Origin of the sequence: Bradyrhizobium yuanmingense (genome assembly GCF_900094575.1) — a bacterium.
GTDB lineage: Bacteria > Pseudomonadota > Alphaproteobacteria > Rhizobiales > Xanthobacteraceae > Bradyrhizobium > Bradyrhizobium yuanmingense.
Genome location: NZ_FMAE01000002.1, coordinates 728,317 through 742,949, shown reverse-complemented (window position 1 = coordinate 742,949; position 14,633 = coordinate 728,317). Strand labels below are relative to the sequence as shown.

14 protein-coding genes are annotated in these 14,633 nt (G+C 66.2%); 4 read left to right on the top strand and 10 right to left on the bottom strand.

Translation table 11 applies throughout. The features are described from left to right. Nucleotides 1-68: 68 nt before the first annotated feature. Nucleotides 69-1,331: an NAD(P)/FAD-dependent oxidoreductase gene (locus tag GA0061099_RS08535; RefSeq protein ID WP_036020326.1), complete on the top strand. Its 1,263-nt coding sequence runs from the start codon at nt 69-71 to the stop codon at nt 1,329-1,331. A 220-nt stretch (nt 1,332-1,551) separates the two neighbouring features. Here GA0061099_RS08535 and GA0061099_RS08530 read toward each other — a convergent pair whose 3' ends face one another. From GA0061099_RS08530 to GA0061099_RS08520, 3 genes are read right to left on the bottom strand one after another with little or no spacing between them, the layout of a single operon-like run. Further along, nucleotides 1,552-2,763, bottom strand: coding sequence for an ABC transporter substrate-binding protein (locus tag GA0061099_RS08530; RefSeq protein WP_036001888.1), 1,212 nt, complete (start codon nt 2,761-2,763; stop codon nt 1,552-1,554). A 48-nt stretch (nt 2,764-2,811) separates the two neighbouring features. Next, nucleotides 2,812-3,135, bottom strand: coding sequence for a 2Fe-2S iron-sulfur cluster-binding protein (locus tag GA0061099_RS08525; RefSeq protein WP_036001831.1), 324 nt, complete (start codon nt 3,133-3,135; stop codon nt 2,812-2,814). Nucleotides 3,136-3,146: 11 nt separating this feature from the next. Further along, nucleotides 3,147-4,355, bottom strand: a complete 1,209-nt coding sequence (locus GA0061099_RS08520) for a cytochrome P450 (RefSeq protein ID WP_036020323.1) — start codon at nt 4,353-4,355, stop codon at nt 3,147-3,149. An 83-nt stretch (nt 4,356-4,438) separates the two neighbouring features. On the opposite strand from GA0061099_RS08520, the gene GA0061099_RS08515 reads away from it, so the two are divergent. Then, entirely contained in the window at nt 4,439-4,945 is a 507-nt protein-coding gene (locus GA0061099_RS08515; RefSeq protein ID WP_036001836.1) for a MarR family winged helix-turn-helix transcriptional regulator, read from the top strand. A gap of 345 nt (nt 4,946-5,290) precedes the next feature. Here the strand turns inward: GA0061099_RS08515 and GA0061099_RS08510 are convergent, their stop codons facing one another. Further along, nucleotides 5,291-7,138 carry a feruloyl-CoA synthase gene (locus GA0061099_RS08510; RefSeq protein ID WP_036020320.1) on the bottom strand — a complete coding sequence of 616 codons (1,848 nt, stop codon included), beginning with the start codon at nt 7,136-7,138 and terminating at the stop codon, nt 5,291-5,293. 152 nt (nt 7,139-7,290) lie between these two features. Here GA0061099_RS08510 and GA0061099_RS08505 point away from each other — a divergent pair, with 152 nt between their 5' ends. Together GA0061099_RS08505 and atzF are read left to right on the top strand one after the other, a co-directional pair. Next, nucleotides 7,291-7,797, top strand: coding sequence for a MarR family winged helix-turn-helix transcriptional regulator (locus GA0061099_RS08505; protein ID WP_036020367.1), 507 nt, complete (start codon nt 7,291-7,293; stop codon nt 7,795-7,797). A 185-nt stretch (nt 7,798-7,982) separates the two neighbouring features. Then, the gene (atzF, locus tag GA0061099_RS08500) at nt 7,983-9,791 is read left to right on the top strand and encodes an allophanate hydrolase (protein WP_036020316.1); all 1,809 of its coding nucleotides are present in this window, start codon (nt 7,983-7,985) and stop codon (nt 9,789-9,791) included. A gap of 15 nt (nt 9,792-9,806) precedes the next feature. Here atzF and GA0061099_RS08495 read toward each other — a convergent pair whose 3' ends face one another. The 6 genes from GA0061099_RS08495 to GA0061099_RS08470 form a co-directional block, all read right to left on the bottom strand. Then, nucleotides 9,807-10,022 (bottom strand): hypothetical protein, encoded by a 216-nt coding sequence (locus GA0061099_RS08495; protein WP_036020312.1) that lies wholly within the window; start codon nt 10,020-10,022, stop codon nt 9,807-9,809. Between the two features lie 100 nt (nt 10,023-10,122). Beyond that, complete coding sequence (locus tag GA0061099_RS08490; RefSeq protein WP_025033634.1) at nt 10,123-10,845, bottom strand: GntR family transcriptional regulator; 723 nt, start codon at nt 10,843-10,845, stop codon at nt 10,123-10,125. Further along, complete coding sequence (hpxZ, locus tag GA0061099_RS08485) at nt 10,842-11,237, bottom strand: oxalurate catabolism protein HpxZ (protein WP_036020310.1); 396 nt, start codon at nt 11,235-11,237, stop codon at nt 10,842-10,844. The genes GA0061099_RS08490 and hpxZ overlap by 4 nt, the downstream gene beginning before the upstream one ends. Nucleotide 11,238: 1 nt before the next feature. Beyond that, nucleotides 11,239-12,633 carry an AtzE family amidohydrolase gene (locus GA0061099_RS08480; RefSeq protein WP_036020308.1) on the bottom strand — a complete coding sequence of 465 codons (1,395 nt, stop codon included), beginning with the start codon at nt 12,631-12,633 and terminating at the stop codon, nt 11,239-11,241. Nucleotides 12,634-12,637: 4 nt separating this feature from the next. Continuing rightward, nucleotides 12,638-12,817 (bottom strand): DUF4089 domain-containing protein, encoded by a 180-nt coding sequence (locus GA0061099_RS08475; protein ID WP_036001861.1) that lies wholly within the window; start codon nt 12,815-12,817, stop codon nt 12,638-12,640. A gap of 26 nt (nt 12,818-12,843) precedes the next feature. Then, nucleotides 12,844-14,613 (bottom strand): dipeptide ABC transporter ATP-binding protein, encoded by a 1,770-nt coding sequence (locus GA0061099_RS08470; RefSeq protein ID WP_036020306.1) that lies wholly within the window; start codon nt 14,611-14,613, stop codon nt 12,844-12,846. Nucleotides 14,614-14,633: the final 20 nt, after the last annotated feature.

Below are 14,633 nucleotides of genomic sequence, written 5' to 3'. Positions count from 1 at the left end.
CTATTGGACCGCGGCGCCCAATCCGCACTTAAATGAAGGCGAGCAGCAGCGAGATCGAGGGTTAAATCATGGCCGCAAATCCCCATCGCGTCGTCATCGTCGGCGCCGGCTTCGGCGGGCTGGAGGCGACTTACCGGCTTGCGGGCGCTCCCGTCGAGATCACGCTGATCGACCGCCGCAATCATCATCTGTTCCAGCCCCTGCTTTACCAGGTCGCGACCGCCTCGCTCGCAACCAGCGAGATCGCCTGGCCGATCCGTCATCTCATGCGCGACCGGCGCGAGGTGACGACGCTGTTCGCCACCGTGAGCGGCGTCGATGCCGAACGACGCTGCGTGCTGATCGACGACGGCAGCGAGGTGCCCTACGACACGCTGGTGCTGGCCACGGGCGCGCGGCACGCCTATTTCGGCCACGATGAATGGGAGCAGTTCGCGCCCGGCCTGAAGACGCTGGAGGACGCGACCACCTTGCGCCGGCACATCCTGGTGGCGTTCGAGCGCGCCGAGCGCGAGATCGATCCAAAGCGGCGCGCGGCACGGCTGACCTTCGTGATCGTCGGCGCCGGCCCGACCGGCGTCGAGCTCGCCGGCACCATCGCCGAGATGGCGCATCACACCCTGCCCGCCGATTTCCGCAACATCGACACGCACAAGGCCCGCGTCGTGCTGATCGAGGCCGGCCAGCGCGTGCTCGCCGGCTTTCCCGACGAGCTATCAGCCTATGCGCAGGCCTCGCTGGAAAAGATCGGCGTCGAGGTCGTGCTCGGGCAGGCCGTCACCGAGATCAATCGCGAGGGCGTCGTGTTCGGCGGCAAACTGCTCGAGGCCAAGACACGGATCTGGGCCGCCGGCGTGCGCGCCTCGCCCGCTGCCGAATGGCTCGGCGCAGTGCACGATCGCGCCGGGCGCGTGCTGGTCGAGGCCGACCTCACCATATCAGGCCATCCCGAGATCTTCGCGATCGGGGATACCGTCAGCATCAACGCCTGGGATGGCAAGCCGGTGCCCGGCATCGCGCCGGCCGCCAAGCAGCAGGGCCGTCACGTCGCGGAGACCATCAAAGCGCGCCTGCGCGGCGCTGCAGCGGGTCCGTTCCGCTATAAGCATTCCGGTAACCTCGCGCAGATCGGCAAGCGGCTCGCAATCATCGATTTCGGCAAGATCAAGCTGCGCGGCACCATCGCGTGGTGGATCTGGGGCATCGCCCACATCTACTTCCTGATCGGCCTGCGCCACCGCCTCAGCGTCGCGCTGAGCTGGCTGTGGATCTACGCGCGAGACCAGCGCGCAGCGCGGTTGATCACGCAGGGGTCGAGCAAGGTGGTGTAGTCTTACTCCCTTCTCCCCTTGTGGGAGAAGGTGGCATAGGCGGCCTTCGGCCGCCGTTCTTAAGAACGCCGAAGCAGAGCTTCGGCTACGGCGCCGGATGAGGGGTTCTCTCAACTCTCGCGATTGTTCGTGAGGAGAGAGACCCCTCACCCGGCTTCGCTTCGCGAAGCCACCCTCTCCCACAAGGGGAGAGGGTGCAATTGCGCCGCGCTCGCGGCCGCTACTTCACCAGCTCGCACCCGCCTTCCGCGAGCGGGCGGAACGCCTGGTCTGCGGGAATCGTCGCGACCAGCTTGTAATAGTCGTACGGATATTTCGACTCCTCCGGCTTCTTCACCTCAAACAGGTACATCGGATGCACGACGCGACCGTCCTGACGGATCGCGGTGTCGCCGAACAGCTTGTCCTTGCCCTTGAACTTCTTCATCTCGGGCACGACCTGCTTGGCATTGTCGCTGCCGGTGGCGGCGACGGCGTTGAGATAAGCGAGCGTGGAAGCATAGACTCCGGCCTGATTGCCGCTCGGCATCTTGCCGTTCATGCCGGGCCGTGCAGCAAAACGCTTGGCGAACGCGCGGGTATCATCGTTCATGTCCCAGTAGAAGGCTTCCATGAGCTGGAGGCCCTGCGCGACCTTGATGCCCATGCCGTGAACGTCGTTGATGAAGAGCAGGAAGGCGACGAGCTTCTGCCCACTCTGCTGGATGCCGAATTCGGCGGCCTGTTTCACCGCGTTGATGGTGTCGCCGCCTGCATTGGCGAGCCCGATGACCTGCGCCTTCGAGCTTTGCGCCTGCAGCAGGAAGGACGCGAAATCGGAGGTGCCGAGCGGATGCTTCGACGAGCCGATCACCTTGCCGCCGTGACCCTCGATGTATTTCTGCGCCTCCGCCTCGATGCCCTTGCCGAGCGCGTAATCGACCGTGAGGAAATACCAATCCTTGCCGCCGCGCGACACCATGGCGGCTGCGGTGGTGTTGCCGGTCGCCCAGGCATCGTTGACCCATTGGATGGTGTTGGGCGAGCACGCTTTGCCGGTCAGATCCGAGCTCGCCGTCGAGGACGCCAGGAAGGTCATGCGGCTGTCGCGCAGAAGCGCGTTGATGGAGAGACCGACGGCCGAGTTCGGCACGTCGACGATCGCGTCGACGCCTTCGACGTCGAGCCATTTGCGCGCGATGGCGTTGCCGACATCGGCTTTGTTCTGGTGATCGGCATAGACGATTTCGACCTTGATGCCCTTGCCGCCGCCGTTGAAATCCTCCGCCGCCATCCGCGCGGCCTCGACCGAGCCCATGCCATTGGTGTCCTGGAAGATGCCGGAGATGTCGTTGAGCACGCCGATGCGCACGACGTTGTCCGATATTTCGGCATTGGCCGCGCCGGTCACCAAGCTCGCAGCCAGCGCGAGCGTCCACTTCAGATGTTTCATCATTCCCTCCCTGTTTGATATTTTGCGAAGATCCGACGGCTTGGCAGATCAGACCTGCCGCTCTGGCAACTTCAGGACGAGCCCATCGAGATCGGGCGTGATCGTGATCTGACAGGACAGTCGGCTCGTCGGTCGCCGCTCAGCGGCGGTGCCATCGAGCAGCGCATCCTCGTCGTCGGCCATCGCTGGCAGGCGCGCGAGCCAGCTCTCGTCGACATAGACATGGCAGGTCGCGCACATCGCGTTGCCGCCGCATTCGGCCAGAATGCCGTCGAGGCCGTGACGGGTCGCGGCCTGCATGACGCTCTCGCCGCCTGCGGTCTCGACGCGATCGGACTTGCCGTCGGGATGGATGAAGGTAATGGCAGGCATCAAGCTCCTCGTCAGGCCGGGGTGATCGTCACAGGCAGGCTGTCGAGCCCGCGCAGCGTGTTGTTGAAACGGCGCTTCGGCTCGCCCGTGATCTCGATTCTCCCGATGCGGCGCGCCAGCGCCGTCAGCATCACCTCGCCTTCGAGGCGGGCGACGAGCTGGCCGACGCACATGTGGATGCCGGAGCCGAAGCCGACATGGCCGGAGGTGCGGCGGGTGATGTCGTACCTGTCGGGGGCATCCCAGCGCCGCGGATCGCGGTTGGCGGCGGCAAGGAACATCAGCACCTTCTCGCCCTCACCGATTCGCGCACCGGAGAGCTCGACCTCACGGGTGGTGGTGCGGAAGAAGGTCTGCACGGGGCTCTCGAAGCGCACGGCCTCCTCGAAAGCACCGCGTGCGAGCGTGAGGTCGTCGCGCAGCCGCTGCCATTGATCAGGAAAGCGCGCGAGGCAATACACCGCAGCGCCGATGCCGTTGACTGTCGTGTCGAGTCCGGCCGACAGCAGCGAACGCACCAGCAGCGGCGCTTCGGTGGCCGTGATGGCGCCCTCGTCGACCTGTGCATGGATGCAGGCGCCGAAGCCGCCGGGCGCCAGATTCTCGCGCTGGCACTGCTCGGCGACATAGGCCTGATGCGGCGCCGATCGTTCGATCGCCTGCTGGCGCAACTGGTTGGGTGGGCCGAACGCGTTGAATACCACGCTTGCGTAGGGAATCAGATGCTCGCGCCCTTCCGGTTTCAGACCCAGCGCATCTGGAAAGATCGACAGAGGATAGGCCTCGGCGAGATCCGCGATCGCATCGAAGCTGCGCATCTGCAGCAGGGCATCGACACGCGCCTCGGCCGCCTCGGCAAAGCGGTCACGGACCTGCTTCATCACGGTCGGCGACAACACTTTTGACAGGACGGCGCGGGTGCGGGTGTGCGCCGGCGGATCGGCCTCGAGGATCAGGCTCGGCGGTCGCCACGGCGCCTCCTTCTTGAAGTCGGAAAGGCCGACGCCGCGGCTGGAGCAGAAGGTTGCGGGATCGTTCAGCACAGCGTGGACCTCGGCATAGCGCGCCACGCCATAGACGTTCCACTTGTCGAGATAGACCACCGGGCCGGCTTCCCGCAGCAGCTCATGCGCCGGATAGGGGTCGGCAAAAAAGCTCATGTCGAAGGGGTCGACGTCGAGATGCGGGACACCCGATCCCGCAGCACCGGATGCGGTCATGGAAGACCTCCCTCATTTTGATCTTGTGAAAGGACGACGCATGCCCTTAGGTCTTTGGGCCCGCCGCGAGTCAGAAACCCGATATGCCGCCGTCCTCGACCAAAGCCCGCCACAAGCCCGCGCCCCATGATGCAGGGCCGACGCTCGATCTCGACCGTTACGTCCCGGCGTTCATCACCTTCATCGCCAACAAGCTCTCGAACAGCGCGACCGCGTTCTATCAGCGCGAGTTCGGTGTCAACGTCACCGAATGGCGGATCATGTCGCTGTTGGCGATCGAACCCGGCATCCCGGCCTCGCGCATCTGCCACGTCATCGGCTTCGACAAGGGGCCGGTGAGCCGGACGCTTGCCGGCCTCGAAAAGCGCGGGCTGGTGTCGATCCGCACCGACCCGAACGACGGCCGCACCCACTCGATCTCGTTGACGGCAAGGGGCCGCGCCACCCATGACAAGGTGATCGTCGCTGCGTTCGAACGCGAGCGACGGCTGTTGTCCTGCCTCAGCAAGGACGAACGCGAGGTGCTGATCGATCTCTTGCGCCGGCTGCACGAAAATCTCGGCGCAGTCACCGGCAGCGTCGACACCTGACGGGTCGCGCGCGGCGCGCAAGCTCCCGTCACTCCCGATCATGCGCCGGCATTTGCCGACGGCACCCCTTCTGCCGCGCATTGCTTCCTCCAGAAAAGAACGCGGCGGTTCGCCCGCCGTCATCTCTGTCTGGAACGGTTCGCACAGATTAGTTGCTTAGGCAACAAAAGAATCGGCAGGATATTGCGACAGGGTTGTTGGCGTATCCCACTCGTCATTCCGGGGCGCGCGTAGCGCGAACCCGGAATCCATCGTGCACCACCCCTACGGTGAAATGGATTCTGGGCTCGCGCCAAGAGGCGCGCCCCGGAATGACAGCGGAATGTGGCGTCGCTAACTCGGCCTTTACAATCCGATCCACTCACCCGACGCATCATCGTTCAGCCGCGCTACCGCATCGGCGCGGCGCGTCAGCACGGCGCGCTGGTTGATGTAGCCCTTGTCGGTGATCTCGCCGCCGTCGACCGACGGTGGCTCGGCGAGCAGCAGCGCGCGGGTGGCGTGACCGGAGGAGTTGGCGCTCTGCTGTTTCAGCTTCGCCAAACCCTGCGCGATGGCGCTGCGGACCTTGTCGTGCGCCAGCACGTCGCTGGCCGCCGCCGTTTCGGGCAGACCGGCATGGGCGCGGCAAGCCGCAATATTCGGGAACACCAGGAAACGCACCTCGTCACCGCCGTGACCGGCGACGACGATGTCCTGAGCCAGCGGCGCCAGCGCGGCGATGCCGGCAACGCGCAAGCCGCCGACGCTGACCCAGGTGCCGGAATTGAGCTTGAAGTCTTCGGCAACGCGACCGTCGAAGAACAGGCCGCGCTCGGGGCGCGCGCTATCGGCAAGCTTCACCGCGTCGCCGATCAAGTAAAAGCCCTCCTCGTCGAACGCTTGCCTGGTCAGCTCGGGTGCCTTCCAATAGCCGGGCGTGACGTTGGGGCCACGCACCCGCACCTCCAGCTTGTCGCCGGAGGTGACGAGCTTCAGCTCGGTGCCGGGAATGGGCACGCCGATGTTGCCGGAGCGCTCGGCGAGAAAATGACAGTCGGTGGCGAGCGGTGAGGTTTCCGTCGAGCCCCAGGCCGAGACCATCGGCAGCTTGCGGCCGACCGTCTCGAGTGAGAGCTCTTCGAGAGCATCCCACAGATTCTGCGGCAGCGCGGCCCCGGCATAGAAGGCGAATTTCACCTCGCCGAAGAAGCGGCGGCGCAATTCCTCGTCGCTGCGCAGTGCCGCGATCAGCATGTCGAAGCCGCGCGGCACGTTGAAATAGACCGTCGGCATCACGCTTCTGAGGTTGGCGAGCGAGGTCGCGAACAGACCGGGCGCGGGCTTGCCGCCATCGATGTAGAGCGCGCCGCCGTTGCGCAGCACGAGGTTGAAATTGTGGTTGGCGCCGAAGGTGTGGCTCCAGGGCAGCCAATCGAGAATGACGAGATCGCGGCTCCGTTCGAGGAAGGTCCAGGTCTGCGCCTTGGCTTGCTGGCTCGACGTCAGCATGCGCTGGGTGTTGATGACGGCTTTCGGCGTGCCGGTCGAACCCGAGGTGAACAGGAATTTTGCGATCGTATCAGGCGTCACCGCGGCGAAGGCTCTTGCGACGTCAGGCGTCTCGGGCGTTGCCGCAATGGCGTGGAACGCGAGCGCGTCGACGTCATCGGCATTGCCGCTGATGATGTGTGCGCTGTGCAACGGCTTGATGGCGGCCAGCGCTGGCGCGAACGGCTGGAGCGCAGAGACGTAGATCGCGCCCGGATCGAGCAGCGCAATCATGCTCTTGAGCTTGTCGAAATCTTTCGACATCAGCGAATAGGCCGGCGAGATCGCCGCCGAGGGCACGCCGACATGCTGGGCGGCGAGCGCGAGCAGCGCATGATCGATGCTGTTGTCCGAGAGGATCGCGACGGGGCGGTCCGCGCTGAGCCCTTGCGCCAGGATCCAGGACGCGGCGGCGCGCACCTTCCGCAGCGCCTGCGCATAGGTGACGGTGGTCCAGGGCATTTCGACGTTGCCGCGCTCGGCCAGGAAGATCGCATCCGGCCTTTGCTGCGCCCATTGCTCCAGCCAATCGCCGGTGCAGCGCGCAGTCTCGCCGAGAGGCTCGGGCGAGCGCAGAACGATGCTGCCGTCGGGCCGATGCTCTGCGACGGTCCTTGGCGTTGCGAACAGGCCTGCAACGTCACCATGTGAGGCGACTGTCATGTGTTTCCTCCTCCATCCCGGTTACAGGATCGGCCGCGGCCTCGTTCCGGGCTGCTTTGGCCTATAATGTTGGGCACGCCAATTGTTGTCGTCAACAACAATCTTTCGCTCCGGGTCCAAGGGCGCTAGGGTTGCGCGACAGGAGACACGACGTGACAGCCACAGCATCCCGGGCCGACGGCCGCCACGCCCCGCGCAAGCGCGCCGGCAACGGCGCAGCACCACGCGATGGTGCCGACGACATCGGCCTCGACGCACTGGTCGGCCACGCCGGCTATGCGGTACGGCGCTTCCAGATCTGGATCTTTCAGGACTTCATCAAGACGCTCGGCGAGGTCGACATCAGGCCGACGCAATATTCGGTGCTGACCGTGATCGGCGCCAATCCGGGCCTGTCGCAGATGGCGGTGGCAAAACGCCTCGGCATCGAGCGTGCCCGGCTGGTGCACCTGCTCGACAGCCTCGAACAGCGCAAGCTGGTGAAGCGGATCAAGTCGAAGCAGGACCGGCGTTCGCATGCGCTGCACCTCACCGCGCAGGGCGAGACGGCGCTGACGAAATTCAAGCGGCTCGCAGCCGAGCACGAGCGGCACGTCGAGGCGAAGATCGGCAAGGAGAACCGGGCACAGCTGCTCCGGATCCTCTCCGGCTTCACCTGATCCCGACTGCCTATGATTTGGGCAGATAGGTCACTGAGGCGACCGGCCGGGCGCCGGCCGAAATGTCCCCCAAGCCACTGATCGCACGATAGGATCCGGCACGATCATCCTGCCCGGATTCTGCACACAATGGCACATCGCTTGCTTCACTCCGGGCGAGGACGAATTGCCGGAGTTTTGCCGCCATGGGGGCCGAGCAGCCTGAAACGATCGCCGCGATTGTGGCCGCGCACCGCGCGGGGACGCTGACGCCGGCGCAGACGGTCGCGCGGACCTATCAGCGCATCCGCGATCACGACGATCCTGCCGTGTTCATCAGCCTGCGCGACGAGAAGGACGCGATCGCGGAAGCAGAGAAGCTCGCGGCCCGGGCGGATGCTGCCAGCCTGCCGCTTTACGGCGTGCCGGTCGCGGTGAAGGACAATATCGACGCGCTGGGCTTCCCTACCACCGCGGCCTGCCCGGCTTTCTCCTACACGCCCACGCACGACTCGACCGCCGTCGAGCGCCTGCGCGCAGCGGGGGCGATCATCATCGGCAAGACCAATCTCGACCAGTTCGCGACCGGCCTCGTCGGCGTCCGCTCGCCCTACGGCATTCCCCGGAATTCGATCCGCGAGGATCTCATTCCCGGCGGCTCGAGCTCGGGCTCGGCCACTGCGGTCGGCGCCGGGCTCGTGCCGTTGTCGCTCGGCACGGATACCGCCGGCTCGGGCCGCGTGCCGGCGATGCTCAATAACATCGTCGGGCTGAAGCCGAGCCTCGGCATGATCTCGACCGCAGGCCTGGTGCCGGCCTGCCGCACGCTCGACTGCATCTCGGTGTTCGCACTGACCGTGGACGATGCCGCACTCGCGCTGTCGGTGATGGCCGGCCCCGACCAGGCCGATCCATTCTCGCGCGACCGGCCGTTCGGCGCGATCACGCCGATGCCGGCAAACCTGCGCTTGGGTGTGCCGCGCAACGGCCAGCTGATCTTCTTCGGCGACAAGAAAGCGGAAGCCGCCTACAATGATGCGCTGAAGCGATGGACCGCGCTCGGGGCAAAGCTGGTCGAGTTCGACCTCGAGCCGTTCTACGAGACGGCGCGGCTGCTCTATGAGGGCCCCTGGGTCGCCGAGCGTTACCTCGTGATCAAGAACCTGCTGGCGTCCGCGCCAGACACGATCCACCCCGTCACGCGGGAGATCACCGCGGCCGGCGCGCGGCTGACCGCGGCGGAAACCTTCTCGGCGCTCTATCGCCTGCAGGGCCTGCGCAAGATCGCCGAGCGCACGTTCGCCAACATCGACGCGCTGGTGCTGCCGACGGCGCCGACGGCCTATACGACCGCGCAGGTGCTGGCCAATCCGATCGAGCTCAACAGCCGGCTCGGCACCTACACCAATTTCGTCAACCTGCTCGACCTCTGCGGCCTCGCCGTGCCGGCTGCGATGCGCAGCGACGGCATCCCGTTCGGCATCACGCTGCTGGCGCCCGCAGGGCGCGACGCGCTGCTCGCGAGCATCGGCCGGGTGTTCCATGCCGATACCAAACTGACGGTCGGCGCGAAAGGTGTGGCACAGGCCCCGCTCGCGCCACTGCCCGCAAGCAATGGCGATGAAATCCCGATTGCGGTGGTCGGCGCGCATCTCACTGGCATGGCGCTGAACGGCGAGCTGACGGCGCTGAACGGAAAGCTGATCGAGGCGACGAAGACCGCGCCCGACTACAAGCTCTATGCGCTCAAGACGACGCCGCCGAAGCCGGGCATGCTGCGCGTTGAGGCCAGCAAAGGCGCTGCGATCGAGCTGGAGATCTGGTCGCTGTCGTCCTCCGCCTTCGGCAAGTTCGTCAACGCGATTCCCGCGCCCATGGCGATCGGCACGATCAGGCTCGCCGACGGCCGCAGCGTGAAGGGATTTTTGGTCGAGCCGGAAGTGCTGGGCGAAGCTCGCGACATCACCGCCTATGGCGGCTGGCGCAAGTTTATGGCTGAAGCTACGACGGCGTAGACAGCGACCGCGGCCTCACGCCGACTTGCGCCAGGCGGCTTCGTTCTTCTTGTCGTAATCGTCGAACGCCTTGACGAGGCCGGACAGCACCTCTGCGGACGTTTCGAACATCGCGGTGAGCTGGGGCTCGTCGACCTTGCGGATGTCTTCGCGCAGATGCGTCACCGTCTCCTGTAGACGCTGCTTCATCTTCTGGGTGTGATGGCGCGGATCTTTCTCGGAGGAGGCCATGGTGTTTTCTCCTTATCGGATCGATGGGAGGAAACGATCGGTGCAAAGCCGGGTTCCTGAGAACCGACGCCTCTCCTTCACCTCGTGGTGAACACGCAACTCACACCGACACCGCGTAGATCTCATACTCCCCGCGCACCAGCTCGATGTGCGCACGCATGGCGGCGGCGGCACCCTGCTTGTCGCCGCGCATGATGGCGACGACGACGCGGTCGTGCTCGGCCTGCGACTTGGCGAGGCGGCCGAGGTTGCGGAACTGGGCGCGGCGGAACGGCTGCACGCGGACGCGGGTCGCGAGCGTGATCTCGGCGATGTAGCCGTTCTGCGAGCCGGCGTAGATCGCGTTGTGGAAGCGCTCGTTGACCTCGTGGAAGCGCTCGGGATTGCCGGTGTAGCTCAGCACCCGCAGCTCCTCGTGGACGGCCTCCAGGCCGTGACGCTCCGCCGCCGACATGCGTTCGGCGGCAAGACCGGCGCACAAGGCCTCGAGCTCCGCCATCGCCTCGAACATGCCTTTCAGCCGCTCGACGGATGGCCGCGCCACCACGGCGCCGCGATGCGGCCGCGCCTCGACGAGGCCGCTCGCCACTAGCTGGCGCAGCGCCTCGCGCACCGGCGTGCGCGAGACGTTGAAGCGCCGCGCGATGTCGGTCTCGTCCAGCGGCGAGCCCGGCGCCAGCGTTCCCCGCACGATCTCGTCGGCAAGCTGCAGCCGCAGCTCCTCGGCGCGCGTGACCTTCAGCAGCGACGGCGATGCACGGTCAACGCGCGGCACCACCGGCTCGGCCGGCAATGCGCCCTGCGGAAGATCATCAAGCGTCATACGGTCTCTTTCGGCTCCTCGATGAGGCTGACATGAGCGGCAACGACGCGCCAGCCCTCCGGGAAACGTATCCACGTCTGCATCTGCCGGCCGACCTTGCCGGGAGCCGTATCGCGATAGAACAAGGTGGACGCCACGGCCGTGTCGCGGCCATAGCTGGTGATCACGGTTTTGGCGGTGCGGCGGTTCAGCCCGACCGGCGAACGGCCGGCGCGGAAACCGGAGATTGCCTCGTAGCCATAGAGGTTCTCGCCGATGCCGTAGCGCAAGGTGCGCGGATCGTTGCGGAAGAGCTCGCCGAGCACGGCGACGTCGTTGCTGACGAGGGCTTGCTCATAGCGCTCGAACGCGGCTTTGACTTCCGCGATCACGTCGGGGAGATCGATCTGCATCTTAGAACCCTCTCGGCGCGGGCGCAGCGACGACGCCCACCTTCTCCAATGCGTGCGCGACGCGCAGCGCGATGTCCTCGCGCCAGGGCGCACAAATGATCTGCACGCCGATCGGCAGCGGCTCGAGCGGCACGGGGACCGCGACCACCGGCAGGCCGATGAAGGAGATCGGCTGGGTGTGGATTCCGATATTGGCGCGCACCGGCAGCTCGACGCCGTCGAGATTGAAATTGACCTGTCCGAGCTTCGGCGCGGTGCAGGGCGTCGCCGGCGCCAGCAGCACGTCGACCGATCGAAAGATCTCGGCAAGCTGCGCGCGATACCAGCGGCGGAATTTTTGCGCGCGGTCGACCAGCGAGGCCGGCACCATGGCGCCCGCGATCAGCCGGTCGCGCACCGCCGGGTCGAAATCGCCAGGGCGCTTGCGCAGGCGATCGAGATGGAGCGAAGCGCCTTCGGTGGTGGTGATGACGTAAGCCGCCGCACGGGCGCGCGATGCTTCGGGAACATCCACCACTTGCGTTGCGCCCAGCGCCTGGGCGACGCGGCTGACGGCTTCGACCGCTTCCGGAAACACGTTCTTCTGGAAGTGTCCGCCGGCGATCGCAACGCGCAGGCCGGAGATGGACTCATCGAGCCGCGGCGTGACGGGCTCTAACCCGCGCGTAGTGCAGGCGCCGTCGTCGGCATCCGGACCCTGCATCGCGTCATAGGCGAGCGCGAGATCGGCGACGGAGCGCGCGAACGGGCCGAGATGATCGAGGCTCGCCACGAACGGGAAGGAGCGCGCGCGTGACAGCCGGCCATAGGTCGGCTTCAGGCCGAAGATGCCGCAGAAGGACGACGGCACGCGGATCGAGCCGTTGGTGTCGGAGCCGAGCGCGATCGGCACCAGCGCGCCGCCGACGGCGCTGCCCGAGCCGCCGGAGGAGCCGCCGCTCATCCGCGTGGTGTCGTGCGGATTGCGCGAGGGACCGTCGTGGATGTTCTCGCCCGTGAAATCGTAGGCGTATTCGCCCATGTTGAGCGCACCGACGAGAACGGCGCCGGCCGCCTCCATCCGCTCGATCAGCGTCGCATCGCGCTTGGCGGGCGCTAGGTCCCGGTTGATCTTCGAGCCGGCGCGCGTCGGCAGGCCCGCGACATCGAACAGGTTCTTGACCGCGAAGGGTACGCCGGCAAGCGGGCCGACCTTCTTGCCCGCGGCGATGTCGGCATCGATCGCGCGCGCTTTCGCGCGGGCGCGTTCGGCGGTGACGTCGGTGAAGGAATTGAGGATGCCGTCATGCTGCTCGATGCGCGCGAGCGCAGCCTCGGTGGCAGCGAGCGCGGACATCTTGCGACCCGCAACCGCACTTGCGATCTCGGAGGCCGTCATCTCTGGCTTGGCGGACATGGTGTCAGGCCGTGAAGATCGGCGCCGGCTCGGTCTCGTCCGGCAGCGCGAATTCGTCGACCAGACGGCCAAGCCGCAGCGAGACCTCGAGGTTGGCGCGCACGGCAGGCCGCCAGGCCTCCTCGATCGGCAGCGCCAGCGCCTTCGATACGGCGTCGATATAGTCGTCCAGGGGTTCGGCCATCACGCTCTCAAGCAATCAGTGCAGTCTCAGTGGATCGGCAACGGCGGATGCGGGATCGCCGTCAGCAGCTCCTTGGTGTAGTCGTCCTTGGGATCGCCGAGAACCTGCTCGGAAGAGCCCTCCTCGACGATCCGTCCGGTCCGCATCACAATGACACGATCGCACAACAGGCGCACTACATTCAAATCATGCGAGACGAACAGATAGCTCATACCTAGCCGCGCCTTGAGGTCCTGCAGCAGGTTGAGGACGACGGCCTGCACGGAGACGTCCAGCGCCGCGGTCGGCTCGTCCAGGATGACGAGCTTGGGATGCAGCGCAATCGCCCGGGCGATGCCGACGCGGGCCTTCTGGCCACCGGACAATTGGTGCGGGAAGCGGTCGAGCAGATTGTGCGGCAGGCCGACCATGGTGGCGAGCTCCTCGCAGCGGGCGCGCAGCGCATCGCGTCCCCTGATGTCGCCGAGCTGCATGATCGGATCGGCGATGGCGCGTGCCGCAGTGAAGCGCGGGTTGAGGCTGTCGGTCGGGTCCTGGAACACCATCTGGATGCGGCTGCGCTGCGGCAGCCGGGCGAAGGCGGCAGGCTGAATGCCGCCGATGTCCTCGCCGTCGAACTGGATCAGGCCGGAGGTCTGGTCGAGCAGGCGCATCACCATCATCGACGTGGTCGATTTGCCGCAGCCGGATTCGCCGACCAGACCGACGCTCTCGCCATGGCCGATGGCAAAGGAGATGCCGTCGACGGCGCGGAACATGTCCGGCTCGACCGGCGGCTTGCGGCCGAACAGCTTGCCGAGCACGGCGGTCGCACCCTGGCGGGGATATTCCTTGACGAGCTTGTCGACGAGAAGGAGGGGTTTTGGATTCTCGTCACGTCCGGGCTTGACCCGGGGGTCTGTCAGCTGAGAGGGGTCTTGCGAAGTGTGATGGATGGCCGGATCAAGCCCGGCCATGGCGGCTCTGCTTTCTTCCTCGGGCAGCAAGTCGCGCAGCGACACACCAAGCCGCGGGGTCGCGCGCATTAGCTTCTTCGTATAGGGGTGCTGCGGGTTGGCGAAGATGTCGGCGGCGGTGGCGGTCTCGACGACGCGGCCCTTCTCCATGACGACGACGCGGTCGCAATAGGCGGCAGCGAGGCCAAGATCGTGCGTGATCAGGATGGTCGACATCGCGCGGCGTTTCGTCAGCTCGACGATCAGGTCCATCACCGCCTTCTGCGTGGTGACATCCAATCCGGTCGTCGGCTCGTCGGCGATGAGCAGCTGCGGATTGCAGGCCAGCGCGAGCGCGATGACGACGCGCTGGCACATGCCGCCCGACAGCTCGAACGGATAGGCGTGATACCGCTCGCGTGGGCGGGCGATCTTGACCTGCTCGAGCGCCTCGATCGCCTTCTCGCCGTGGTCGGCGACCTGGGCCTGCTGCACATGGGTGCGCAGCACGTCCTCGATCTGGTCGCCGACTTTGCGGATCGGGTTCAGAGCGGCGCGCGGGTTCTGGAAGATCATCGAGACTTCGCGGCCGCGCAAGTCCCGCATCTGGTCTTCGGTCGCCGCCTTGACGTCGATGCCGGAGAACATCACCGAGCCCTCGGCGATCTTGCCGGCGCGGTCGAGGATGCGCATCACCGCGTAGGAGGTCACCGACTTGCCGGAGCCGGACTCGCCGACGATGGCGAGCGTCTCGCCCTTGGCGACGGAGATGTTGACGTGCTGCACCGCCTTGACGATGCCGCGTCGGGTGGTGAATTCGACCGTGAGGTCCTGGACGTCGAGCAGGGGCTGGGCCGTCATGGCCGGCTCCCGTCACTCAA